Genomic DNA, 12,391 nt, shown 5'->3' on the forward strand with positions numbered 1-12,391 from the left:
GTGTCAGTGGAACTTTGGCAGCAGTGCGTGGAGCTTCTGCGCGATGAACTGCCTGCCCAGCAATTCAACACCTGGATCCGTCCGCTACAGGTCGAAGCCGAAGGCGACGAGTTGCGCGTCTATGCGCCTAACCGTTTCGTTCTCGATTGGGTCAATGAAAAGTACCTGGGGCGCTTGCTCGAGCTGTTGGGTGAGAACGGTAGCGGCATTGCACCAGCCCTTTCCTTATTAATAGGTAGCCGTCGCAGCTCGGCCCCAAGGGCTGCGCCCAACGCGCCGGTCAGCGCTGCCGTTGCGGCTTCGCTGGCGCAGACTCAGGCACACAAGACGGCCCCGGCAGCAGCGGTTGAACCCGTTGCCGTGGCTGCAGCCGAGCCTGTACTGGTCGAGACGTCTTCGCGTGACAGCTTTGATGCCATGGCCGAGCCCGCTGCGGCGCCGCCCAGTGGTGGTGGCCGGGCTGAACAACGCACCGTGCAGGTTGAAGGTGCGCTCAAGCACACCAGTTACCTGAACCGGACCTTTACCTTTGACACCTTCGTCGAAGGTAAGTCGAACCAGCTCGCCCGCGCGGCTGCCTGGCAGGTTGCGGACAACCCTAAGCATGGCTACAACCCACTGTTCCTTTATGGTGGTGTGGGTTTGGGTAAAACCCACCTTATGCATGCTGTGGGTAACCATCTGCTGAAGAAAAATCCGAACGCCAAGGTGGTGTACCTGCATTCGGAGCGTTTCGTCGCGGACATGGTCAAAGCGCTGCAACTCAATGCCATCAACGAATTCAAGCGCTTCTACCGCTCGGTGGATGCTTTGCTGATCGACGATATCCAGTTCTTCGCTCGCAAAGAGCGCTCGCAAGAAGAGTTTTTCCACACCTTCAACGCCTTGCTCGAGGGTGGCCAGCAGGTAATCCTTACCTCTGACCGCTATCCCAAGGAAATCGAAGGCCTGGAAGAGCGTCTGAAGTCGCGCTTTGGTTGGGGCCTGACGGTGGCTGTCGAGCCACCAGAGCTAGAGACCCGCGTAGCGATCCTGATGAAGAAGGCCGACCAGGCCAAAGTCGAGCTCCCGCATGACGCAGCCTTTTTCATCGCTCAGCGCATCCGGTCCAACGTCCGTGAGCTGGAAGGTGCACTGAAGCGGGTTATCGCTCACTCGCACTTCATGGGGCGTGACATCACCATCGAGCTGATTCGTGAATCGCTCAAGGATCTGTTGGCGCTGCAAGACAAACTGGTCAGTGTGGATAACATTCAGCGTACCGTCGCTGAGTACTACAAGATCAAGATCTCCGATCTGTTGTCCAAGCGTCGTTCGCGTTCTGTCGCGCGCCCGCGTCAGGTAGCCATGGCCCTGTCCAAGGAGTTGACCAACCACAGTCTGCCCGAAATCGGCGACATGTTCGGTGGTCGCGACCATACGACCGTGCTGCACGCCTGCCGCAAAATCAATGAACTGAAGGAATCCGACGCGGACATCCGCGAGGACTACAAGAACCTGCTGCGGACGCTGACGACCTGATGGCCGTCTGCGCAGCTAATTGAAGGCAAGGGACTAGACCATGCATTTCACCATTCAACGCGAAGCCCTGTTGAAACCCCTGCAACTGGTCGCCGGTGTCGTCGAGCGCCGTCAGACCTTGCCGGTCCTGTCCAACGTATTGCTGGTCGTACAAGGCCAGCAACTGTCGTTGACCGGTACCGACCTGGAAGTCGAGCTGGTAGGCCGCGTGCAACTGGAAGAGCCGGCCGAGCCTGGCGAGATCACTGTTCCTGCGCGCAAGCTGATGGACATCTGCAAAAGCCTGCCTAACGACGCCCTGATCGATATCAAGGTCGATGAGCAGAAATTGTTGGTAAAGGCCGGCCGCAGCCGCTTCACCCTGTCGACCCTGCCTGCCAATGACTTCCCGACTGTGGAAGAAGGCCCGGGTTCGCTGACCTGCAACCTGGAGCAGAGCAAGCTGCGCCGCCTGATCGAGCGAACCAGCTTCGCCATGGCCCAGCAGGATGTGCGCTATTACCTCAACGGCATGCTGCTTGAGGTTTCCCGCAACACGTTGCGCGCTGTATCCACCGACGGTCACCGCCTGGCGCTTTGCTCGATGAGCGCGCCGATCGAGCAGGAGGATCGACACCAGGTCATCGTGCCGCGTAAAGGTATCCTGGAGTTGGCGCGCCTGCTGACCGATCCTGAAGGTATGGTCAGCATCGTGCTGGGCCAGCATCACATCCGCGCCACTACTGGTGAGTTCACCTTTACCTCCAAGCTGGTGGACGGCAAATTCCCGGACTACGAGCGCGTACTGCCCAAAGGCGGTGACAAGCTGGTCGTCGGAGACCGCCAGGCGCTGCGTGAAGCCTTCAGCCGTACAGCGATTCTTTCCAACGAAAAGTACCGCGGTATTCGCCTGCAGCTGGCAGCCGGTCAACTGAAGATCCAGGCTAACAACCCCGAGCAGGAAGAAGCCGAAGAAGAAATCAGCGTGGACTACGAAGGTAGCTCGCTGGAGATTGGTTTCAACGTCAGCTACTTGCTGGACGTGCTGGGCGTGATGACTACTGAGCAAGTTCGTCTGATCTTGTCCGATTCAAACAGCAGTGCGCTGCTGCAGGAAGCTGGCAATGACGATTCTTCCTACGTTGTCATGCCGATGCGCCTGTAACCTGTAGCAGGCGAAATGTCCCTTCGACGTATCATGGTCACCGCGGTGCGCAACTTGCACCCGGTGACACTCTTACCCTCCCCCCGCATCAACATCCTTTACGGCGCCAACGGCAGCGGCAAGACCAGCGTGCTTGAAGCCGTGCATTTGCTCGGGCTGGCCCGTTCATTTCGCAGCACCCGCCTGAATCCGGTTATTCAGTACGAACAGGCTGCCTGTACTGTGTTCGGCGAGGTTCAGCTGACGGAGGGTGGTACGAGTAACCTGGGTGTGTCCCGTGAGCGACAAGGGGAGTTTACTATCCGCATCGATGGGCAAAATGCGCGCAGCGCCGCGCAATTGGCTGAGTTACTGCCGCTTCAGCTCATCAACCCAGACAGTTTCCGGCTGCTGGAAGGTGCCCCCAAAATACGCCGCCAGTTTCTGGACTGGGGGGTGTTCCACGTGGAACCTCGTTTTCTGCCAGCCTGGCAACGCCTTCAGAAGGCGCTGCGGCAGCGGAACTCATGGTTGCGTCATGGTACACTTGACCCAGCTTCGCAAGCCGCCTGGGACCGGGAATTGTGCCTGGCTAGCGCGGAAATAGATGAATACCGTCGCAACTACATCAAGGCCTTGAAGCCCGTCTTCGAGCGAACCCTGAGCGAACTGGTCGAGCTGGACGGGTTGACCCTGAGCTACTACCGAGGCTGGGACAAGGACCGGGAACTGCAAGAAGTGCTCGCCTCCTCCCTCCTTCGCGATCAGCAGATGGGCCATACCCAAGCCGGTCCGCAGCGTGCTGATCTGCGTTTGCGGTTGGCTGGCAACAACGCAGCCGACATCCTGTCGCGTGGTCAGCAAAAGTTGGTGGTATGCGCATTGCGCATTGCCCAAGGCCACCTCGTTAGTCAGGCTCGCCGCGGTCACTGTATTTATCTCGTGGATGACTTGCCGTCCGAACTGGATGACCAGCATCGCCGCGCACTGTGCCGCTTGCTTGAAGAATTACGCTGCCAGGTGTTCATCACCTGTGTAGATCACGAATTACTGAGGGAAGGCTGGCAGACGGAAACGCCAGTTGCTTTGTTCCACGTGGAACAAGGCCGTATCACCCAGACCCACGACCATCGGGAGTGAAGGCATGAGCGAAAATCAAACGTACGACTCCTCCAGCATCAAGGTGCTGAAAGGTTTGGATGCCGTACGCAAGCGTCCCGGCATGTACATTGGCGACACCGATGATGGTAGTGGCCTGCACCACATGGTCTTCGAGGTGGTCGACAACTCGATCGACGAAGCCCTCGCCGGTCACTGCGATGACATTACCGTCATCATCCACCCGGACGAATCTATCAGTGTGCGCGACAACGGTCGCGGCATTCCGGTCGATGTGCATAAGGAAGAAGGCGTTTCCGCAGCCGAGGTCATCATGACTGTGCTGCACGCCGGCGGTAAGTTTGACGACAACTCCTACAAAGTATCCGGCGGTCTGCACGGTGTAGGTGTGTCGGTTGTGAACGCCCTGTCCGAGAAGCTGGTTTTGACTGTTCGCCGTAGCGGCAAGATCTGGGAACAGACTTACGTTCACGGTGTTCCACAAGCGCCCATGGCGGTTGTCGGTGACAGTGAAACCACGGGTACCCACATCCACTTCAAGCCATCGGCTGAAACCTTCAAGAACATTCACTTCAGCTGGGACATCCTGGCCAAGCGCATCCGCGAGCTGTCGTTCCTCAACTCGGGCGTTGGCATTCTGCTGAAGGATGAGCGCAGCGGTAAGGAAGAGTTCTTCAAGTACGAAGGCGGTCTGCGTGCGTTCGTCGAGTACTTGAACACCAACAAGACGCCGGTCAACTCCCAGGTGTTCCACTTCAACGTTCAGCGTGACGATGGCGTGGGTGTTGAAGTCGCCCTGCAATGGAACGACAGCTTCAACGAAAACCTGCTGTGCTTTACCAACAATATTCCGCAGCGTGATGGCGGTACCCACCTGGTGGGTTTCCGTTCCTCGCTGACCCGTAGCCTTAACAGCTACATCGAGCAGGAAGGCCTGGCCAAGAAGAACAAGGTGGCAACCACTGGCGACGACGCCCGTGAAGGCCTGACCGCGATCATCTCGGTGAAGGTACCGGACCCGAAGTTCAGCTCGCAGACCAAGGACAAGCTGGTCTCCTCGGAGGTGAAAACCGCCGTGGAACAGGAGATGAACAAGTACTTCGCCGATTTCCTCCTGGAAAACCCGAACGAGGCGAAGGCCGTCGTTGGCAAGATGATCGACGCCGCTCGCGCCCGTGAAGCCGCCCGTAAAGCCCGTGAGATGACCCGCCGTAAAGGTGCGCTGGATATCGCGGGTCTGCCGGGCAAGCTGGCCGACTGCCAAGAGAAGGATCCTGCTCTCTCCGAACTGTACCTGGTGGAGGGTGACTCCGCGGGTGGCTCGGCCAAGCAAGGCCGCAACCGTCGTACCCAGGCGATCTTGCCGCTGAAGGGTAAAATCCTCAACGTCGAGAAAGCGCGCTTCGACAAGATGATTTCGTCCCAGGATGTGGGCACGCTGATCACTGCGCTGGGCTGTGGCATCGGCCGCGAAGAGTACAACATCGACAAACTGCGTTATCACAACATCATCATCATGACCGATGCTGACGTTGACGGTTCGCACATCCGTACGCTGCTGCTGACCTTCTTCTTCCGTCAGCTGCCGGAGCTGGTCGAGCGTGGCTACATCTATATTGCCCAGCCGCCGCTGTACAAGGTGAAACGAGGCAAGCAGGAGCAGTACATCAAGGACGATGAGGCCATGGAAGAGTACATGACCCAGTCGGCTCTGGAAGATGCCAGCCTGCACCTGGACGAATCGGCGCCAGCAGTTTCCGGCGTGCAGCTGGAAGCGCTGGTGAATGAGTTCCGTAGTGTCATGAAGACTCTCAAGCGCCTGTCGCGCTTGTACCCGGAAGAGCTGACCGAGCACTTCGTCTACCTGCCTGAGGTGACCCTGGAGCAGTTGGGTGACCACGCAGTGATGCAGGCCTGGCTGGCCCAGTTCCAGGCGCGTCTGAACTCCAGCCAGAAGTCTGGCCTGGCTTACAACGCCAGCCTGCGTGAAGACAAAGAGCGCAACGTATGGCTGCCTGAAGTGGAAATTACCTCTCACGGTCTGGCCAGCTACATCACCTTCAACCGCGATTTCTTCGGCAGCAATGACTACCGTACCGTAGTCAACATTGGTGCCAAGCTTTCGAGCCTGTTGGGTGAAGGTGCGTACGTGCAGCGCGGTGAACGCCGCAAGGCAATCGTCGAGTTCAAAGAGGGCCTGGATTGGCTGATGAACGAGACCACCAAGCGCCATACGATTCAGCGATACAAAGGGCTGGGTGAGATGAACCCGGATCAACTGTGGGAAACCACCATGGACCCGACCGTTCGCCGTATGCTCAAGGTCACGATCGAAGATGCTATCGCCGCTGACCAGATCTTCAACACCCTGATGGGTGATGCGGTCGAGCCGCGTCGTGACTTCATCGAAAGTAACGCGCTGTCGGTGTCGAACCTGGACTTCTGATCAGGTGTAATTCGCCAGACACTAAAAAGCCCGCTGCTGCGGGCTTTTTAGTGCCTGCAAACAATCAGTAGCCGGTGAGAATGTTCACGATCACACCGCTGGCAATGGCCACCAGAACATAGTCGCCATTCACATACAGCCAACGATGATCACGAGGTGGCGCATACAGGTGGCGCGCTTTCCAGTCAGTTACCCAGTAACGGTCCCCACGGTAATGAGGATCAACGGCATGACCACGCTGCCACTGCTTATGAGGTATCGGCATGCCTTGTTGTGGGCGGAAGTTTGGATCACGGTAAGCAGGTCCGCGGCCATTGTCATGTCGGCCCTGGTGCTGTGGTTGACCATGTGGCGGGTTGCCTTGGTGCGATGGGCCGCCATCATGCCGATCAGGCGGGCCCGGTTGCGCGAAGCTTGCCAGCGGTGTGCTGAGCATGAGCGCGGCGCAGATCACGGTTAGGGCTTTCTTCATTTTGATGCGGTCCTCTGCCTGTTAATCGCCTGGCAAGTATTGATTGCCAGGTTCGGTTAACTGATCAGACCACGATTTTTCCCTTTCAATGTCAGGGCGCAGGTAAAGGTCCGGTAAAGTCTGGCGTTCTTTCAGTTCAGCCCGAGCGCTTTCAAGCGGCGATACAGCGTGCGTTCACTCATGCCAAGATGACTGGCCAGTTCACTGCGCGAGCCTTTGAACTGCTCCAGCGCCTGCGCCAGCTCACCCAAGTCATTGCGACGGCCGCTTCCTTTAGCCGCGCCAGTCAGCCCGGTGTCTTCCGGTAAATGCTCTGGCCTGATCACACCGTCATCGGCAAACAAACGCGCGCGTTCCAGAATGTTGCGCAGCTCGCGGATATTGCCCGGAAACGGATGCAATGCAAGTTGCTGCAAGGCATCTTCACTCAGCCTGGGCGTCGGCTGGCCGGCCATGCGCTGCAGCAGGCTCTGTGCGAGCAGCGGCAGATCTTCCACCCGTTCGCGCAATGCAGGCAGACGAATCGGGAAGCCGCTGATGCGGTAATACAGGTCTTCACGGAAGGAGCCATCCGCGACCATTTGTTTAAGTGGTTTATGGGTGGCCGATATCAGGCGGAAATCCGAATGCACAGTGCGCAGGCTGCCCACGGGACGGAAACTCCCGGACTCTATCAGGCGCAGCAACTTCACCTGCATCGCCAGCGGCACTTCACCAATTTCATCGAGGAACAGGGTGCCGCCATGCGCCGCCTCGGCCAAGCCGATCTTGCGCTGATTCGCCCCGGTGAACGCACCCTTCTCATAGCCGAACAGTTCACTCTCGAACAACGACTCGGTCAGGCCGGTGCAGTCGACCACCACCAGTGGGCCGTTGGCCCTGGGGCTGCCCATGTGCACTGCACGGGCGAACAGCTCCTTGCCGGTCCCCGACTCCCCCTGCAGCAACACCGGGATCTGCGCCGGTGCCGCACGCTGCAGGCTGGCCAGCGCGGCCTTGAAGGTTGGCGCGCGGCCGACCAACCCTTGCTCCTGAGGCTGCGCCGAGGCGAGGGTGATGGTGGTGAGGCGTTCGACAAAGGCCACTACCTTGCCCTGCTCATCCAGGATCGGCCGCAACTCCACATCCACATGCTCCGGGCCGCGTGGTGTGTGATGAATGTGCAATACCCGCTCCGGTACCTTGCTGTCCCACGCCTTGCGCATCGGGCAATGTTCGCCAGCCTGGTCGCACGGCACCGCGTAGTGGTGCGAAACCCTGTGGCACTTCTCGCCCAGTGGGGCCTGATCATGCCGGCCAAACTGACGGCGATAGGCCGCATTGGCGGCGAGGATGTTGTAGTCGGTGTCCAACACGATGGTCGGGAGGGCATCGTGCTCGAGGTAGGAAACCAGAGCTAGGATGAGAGGATGGGCTTCAGGCATGTCGGCACCGTATGGATGACCGACGCAGGGTAACAAGGACTGCCAAACACTGCCATTGGCTGTCAGTCGACTGCCACCTGGGCTGCCAGTTTTGCCCGCAGCTGTCTGCAACTGGCCGGTTTTACTGGCCAGTGAGTGGCAAAAAGCCTGGCATGCATCTTGATAAAGCTCCTGTCACTGCCTACGCCTGTACAAGGCGGGGCGGATAAATTGGAGAACGTGATGATCATCGGCAACAACCTTCACGTGGACGCCTTCTACGACGAGGCGACCTCGACCATCAGCTACCTGGTCATGGACCGTGAAACCCGACAATGCGCATTGATCGACAGCGTGCTGGATTATGACCCCAAGTCCGGGCGCACCTGCAGCGCTTCGGCTGATCGCCTGATCGAGCGTGTGAACGAGCTGAATGCCAGTGTGCGGTGGGTGCTGGAAACTCATGTACACGCCGACCACCTTTCAGCCGCTGCCTATTTGAAGGAAAAGCTGGGCGGCCATACCGCAATTGGCGCGCACATTACCCAGGTGCAGAAAGTGTTTGGCGCCTTGTTCAACGCAGAGCCCGGCTTCGCCCGTGATGGCAGCCAGTTCGATGTGCTGCTCGAAGACGAGGAAGGTTTCCGGATTGGCAACCTGCAGGCCCGTGCGTTGCACACGCCTGGGCACACACCCGCGTGCATGAGTTTCATGATCGAAGATGCCGGCGAGATCGCGGTGTTCGTTGGAGACACCTTGTTCATGCCCGACTATGGCACCGCCCGCTGCGACTTCCCCGGGGCCGATGCCCGCACCTTGTACCGCTCAATCCGTCGCCTGCTGGCTTTCCCCGATCAGACGCGGTTGTTCATGTGCCACGACTACCTGCCAGGTGGCCGCGACATGCAGTACGTCACAACTGTCGCCGAGCAGCGCGCCCACAACATTCACATCCATCAGGGTATCGATGAGGACAGCTTCGTTGCCATGCGCGAAGCGCGCGACAAGACGCTCGAAATGCCTGTGCTGATCCTGCCTTCAGTGCAGGTGAACATGCGTAGCGGCCAACTGCCCCCACCGGAGGCGAACGGTGTGAGCTATCTGAAGATCCCGCTGAACAAGCTGTAAGCGCCCTGCCCCCATAATCAGATTTCCAGGATTTACCGCCATGCCTGCCTTGTTGTCCCCTGCCAATACCGACCACCACAAGGTGGTCATCGTCGGTGCCGGTGCCGCCGGAATCGCCACTGCTTCCAGCCTGATCAGCCGCGACCCATCGTTGGACGTCGCCTTGATCGACCCTGCCGAAGTGCACTACTACCAACCCGGCTGGACCATGGTCGGTGCCGGTGTGTTCAAGGCACCAAGCACTGCCCGCACCATGGCGTCGACCATTCCTCGCGGTGTGCGCTGGGTCAAGGCGCGGGTAAAGGGATTCGACCCATTGGCCCAGTTGGTCATCCTCGATGATGGTCGCGCCATCAGCTATGAACAGCTGATCGTCTGCCCCGGCCTCAAGCTGGACTGGGCGGCCATTGATGGGCTCAGCGAGACCCTGGGCCGCAACGGTGTCACCTCCAACTATCGCTACGACCTGGCACCCTATACCTGGGAGCTGGTGCAAAAGCTCAAGCAAGGACGCGCGTTGTTCAGCCAGCCGCCCATGCCGATCAAGTGCGCCGGTGCACCACAGAAGGCGCTGTATCTGTCTTGCGACCACTGGCTGCGCCATGGCCATTTGGGGGCGGTGAAAGCCAGCTTCTACAATGCGGGTGCCGTACTGTTCGGTGTCGCCGACTATGTGCCCGCGCTGATGAAGTACATCGAGAAATACGCCGTCGACCTCAACTTCTCCCACAGGTTGGTAGCAGTAGACGGCCCGGGAAAGCGCGCTACATTCTTGCGTACCCTGCCCGATGGCAGCAGCGAAACGCGCATCGAGGCCTTCGACATGCTGCACGTGGTACCGCCACAGGTGGCGCCAGACTTCATTCGCGAAAGCCCCTTGGCGGATAGCTCCGGCTGGGTTGACGTCGATCCGCATACCCTGCGCCATCGCAAATACACCAACGTTCATGCCCTAGGTGACGTGGCTAACACCAGCAATGCCAAGACCGCCGCTGCGGCGCGCAAGCAGGCACCGGTGGTCGCCAACAATGTGCTGGTGGCGCTGGGCAGGCTGGCGACCTTGGCCCAGTACGACGGCTATGGCTCGTGCCCGCTTACCGTCGAGCGCGGCAAGATCGTCCTGGCCGAGTTCACCTATGGCGGCAAGCTGGCCCCGAGCTTCCCCAACTGGTTACTGGATGGCCGCAAGCCGACCCGTCTGGCCTGGCTGCTCAAGGCACAGGCGCTGCCACCGCTGTACTGGCAAGGCATGCTCAAGGGGCGCGAGTGGTTGGCACGCCCGCAGCTGGTAGCCGAGGGTGGGCAGTGATCGAGCATCAACTGTTAGGGGCGGGTCTGGGCGCAATCATCGGCGCGGTGCTGGCGCTGACCGGCGCAGGCGGTGGCATTCTCGCAGTACCCTTGCTGGTGTTCGGCCTGGGGCTATCGATGGTCGAAGCGGCACCGGTGGGCCTGTTGGCTGTAGGTTTGGCATCAGCGGTTGGTGCGGTGCTGGGCTTGCGCCAAGGGCTGGTGCGTTATCGGGCTGCGCTGTTCATCGCGTTGGTTGGTGTTGCAGCAGCGCCGTTCGGGCTGATGCTGGCGCACCGCCTGCCGAATGCACCGTTGCAGGTGGTATTCGCCGGCGTGCTGGTTTATGCCTGCCTGCGCATCTGGCGCAAGGCGGCCAAAGAACTGTGTGGCGAAGCCAATGGCGCTCATCGCTTTATCGAGCCGTGTGTGCTGAACCCGCTGCAGGGTCGTTTGCGCTGGACCCTGCCCTGCGCGCGCGCACTGGCATTCACGGGTGCCTTGTCCGGGTTGTTGTCCGGCTTGCTGGGCGTGGGTGGGGGGTTCGTCATCATCCCTGCCCTGAACCGCTACACCAACCTGCGCATGGCCAGCATCGTCTCCACCTCGCTGGCGGTGATTGCCCTGGTCTCTACCGGCAGTGTGGTCAGCGCCAGCCTTGCGGGCGTCATGCACTGGCAGGTTGGCGCCCCGTTTGCCGTCGGCGCAGTGCTCGGTCTGCTGCTGGCGCGGCCTTTGGCAGCCAGATTGGCCGGGCCGCGTCTGCAGCAGATGTTTGCCGTGGCAGGTTGGGCCGCTGCCCTGTTGTTGGCCGGCAAGGCTCTACTCGGCTAGCAACTCGCTTTGTTCGGCCGCGCACAACGCCAGCAGGTAGTCCCACACCACCCGCAGGCGCACAGACTTGTGCAGCTCGCGGCGGGTGCAGATCCAGTAGCTGCGCTGGATGGTTTCTCCCGGCAGCACGCGCACCAGTGTCGGGTCGTGGCGGGCCATGTAGTTGGGCAGCACGGCGATGCCCAGCCCGGCGCGGGCGGCGGCTTGCTGGGCGATCACGCTGGTGCTTCGAAACACCACGTTGGGTACTCGGCAGAAACTGTTGAGAAACAGCAGTTCCTGGCTGAACAGCAAATCGTCAACGTAGCCGATCCAGCTGTGCCGGGCCAGGTCTTCGCGGTGGCGCAGTGGCGGCGCGCGGTCCAGGTAGGCCTGGCTGGCGTATAGCGCCAGGCGGTAGTCGGTGAGTTTGCGGGTGATCAGCAGATCGGCGTTGGGCCGCTCCAGATGGATGCTGATTTCTGCCTCGCGGTTGAGGATGCTGACGAAGCGCGGCACCGCTACCAATTCCACCTCCAGGCCGGGGTAGCGCTCGAACAACGCGTTCATGCGTGGGGTGAAGAACATGATGCCGATGCCTTCGGTTACCCCCAGGCGAATCTTGCCCAGCGGGGTGATGGCCTGGGTGATTTCCTCCTGTGCCAGCAGGGCGACGTTCTCCATGGCTTCGGCATGCTTGAGCAGGGCTTGACCCGAGGGGGTCAGCTCGTACCCCTGGGCATGTTGCACGAACAGCGCGGTCCCCAGGCTCTGCTCGATGCTCTCGATATGCCGGGCCACGGTGCTGTGGGTAGTGTTCAGGCGCTTGGCGGCGGTCAGCAAGCGGCCGCTGCGCTGCAACTCGAGGAAAAACCGCAGATCATTCCAGTCGAACATGCTTGTCCTTTATGGCAGTTCGTTCCGGCCTCTTAACGGGCATGCCCACAGGTGCGGTGAACACCCTGAAGGTAACGTGATCCCTGAGCTGCGGGCGAGCCCGTGAAGAGGTCGGTACAGGCTTGCCCCTGTGCTAAAACGCACAGCGGCTGCGCGAAATCTCGTGTTTCATCCACGAA

At 60.0% G+C, this 12,391-nt stretch carries 10 protein-coding genes; 7 read left to right on the forward strand and 3 right to left on the reverse strand.

What is annotated here, in order from left to right:
* Genes dnaA through gyrB form a run of 4 tightly spaced genes read left to right on the forward strand, consistent with a single transcriptional unit; the run spans position 1 to position 6,209 of the window.
* Positions 1 to 1,521: a chromosomal replication initiator protein DnaA gene (gene dnaA / locus LU682_RS00005; RefSeq protein ID WP_010951427.1), complete on the forward strand. Its 1,521-nt coding sequence runs from the start codon at positions 1 to 3 to the stop codon at positions 1,519 to 1,521.
* Between the two features lie 40 nt (positions 1,522 to 1,561).
* Positions 1,562 to 2,665, forward strand: coding sequence for a DNA polymerase III subunit beta (dnaN, locus tag LU682_RS00010; protein WP_003253156.1), 1,104 nt, complete (start codon positions 1,562 to 1,564; stop codon positions 2,663 to 2,665).
* Between the two features lie 15 nt (positions 2,666 to 2,680).
* Entirely contained in the window at positions 2,681 to 3,784 is a 1,104-nt protein-coding gene (recF, locus tag LU682_RS00015; protein ID WP_003253154.1) for a DNA replication/repair protein RecF, read from the forward strand.
* 4 nt (positions 3,785 to 3,788) lie between these two features.
* A complete protein-coding gene (gene gyrB, locus LU682_RS00020) occupies positions 3,789 to 6,209 on the forward strand; it encodes a DNA topoisomerase (ATP-hydrolyzing) subunit B (RefSeq protein ID WP_060495152.1) in 2,421 nt (806 codons plus the stop codon).
* 64 nt (positions 6,210 to 6,273) lie between these two features.
* On the opposite strand, the gene LU682_RS00025 is transcribed toward gyrB, so the two are convergent.
* Together LU682_RS00025 and LU682_RS00030 are read right to left on the reverse strand one after the other, a co-directional pair.
* On the reverse strand, positions 6,274 to 6,681 hold the full coding sequence (locus LU682_RS00025; RefSeq protein WP_010951459.1) for an RcnB family protein: 408 nt from the start codon (positions 6,679 to 6,681) through the stop codon (positions 6,274 to 6,276).
* Between the two features lie 131 nt (positions 6,682 to 6,812).
* Positions 6,813 to 8,105 carry a sigma-54 interaction domain-containing protein gene (locus tag LU682_RS00030; protein ID WP_003253147.1) on the reverse strand — a complete coding sequence of 431 codons (1,293 nt, stop codon included), beginning with the start codon at positions 8,103 to 8,105 and terminating at the stop codon, positions 6,813 to 6,815.
* Between the two features lie 222 nt (positions 8,106 to 8,327).
* Between LU682_RS00030 and LU682_RS00035 the strand changes: the two genes are divergently transcribed.
* Genes LU682_RS00035 through LU682_RS00045 form a run of 3 tightly spaced genes read left to right on the forward strand, consistent with a single transcriptional unit; the run spans position 8,328 to position 11,336 of the window.
* Entirely contained in the window at positions 8,328 to 9,212 is an 885-nt protein-coding gene (locus tag LU682_RS00035) for an MBL fold metallo-hydrolase (RefSeq protein ID WP_010951461.1), read from the forward strand.
* A gap of 40 nt (positions 9,213 to 9,252) precedes the next feature.
* Positions 9,253 to 10,521, forward strand: a complete 1,269-nt coding sequence (locus tag LU682_RS00040; protein WP_010951462.1) for an NAD(P)/FAD-dependent oxidoreductase — start codon at positions 9,253 to 9,255, stop codon at positions 10,519 to 10,521.
* Positions 10,518 to 11,336 carry a sulfite exporter TauE/SafE family protein gene (locus LU682_RS00045; protein WP_049588437.1) on the forward strand — a complete coding sequence of 273 codons (819 nt, stop codon included), beginning with the start codon at positions 10,518 to 10,520 and terminating at the stop codon, positions 11,334 to 11,336. Before LU682_RS00040 ends, LU682_RS00045 begins: the two co-directional genes overlap by 4 nt.
* Here the strand turns inward: LU682_RS00045 and LU682_RS00050 are convergent.
* A complete protein-coding gene (locus LU682_RS00050; RefSeq protein WP_010951464.1) occupies positions 11,325 to 12,212 on the reverse strand; it encodes a LysR family transcriptional regulator in 888 nt (295 codons plus the stop codon). The genes LU682_RS00045 and LU682_RS00050 overlap by 12 nt on opposite strands.
* Positions 12,213 to 12,391 lie beyond the last annotated feature (179 nt).

Origin of the sequence: Pseudomonas alloputida (assembly GCF_021283545.2) — a bacterium.
Lineage (GTDB): Bacteria > Pseudomonadota > Gammaproteobacteria > Pseudomonadales > Pseudomonadaceae > Aquipseudomonas > Aquipseudomonas alloputida.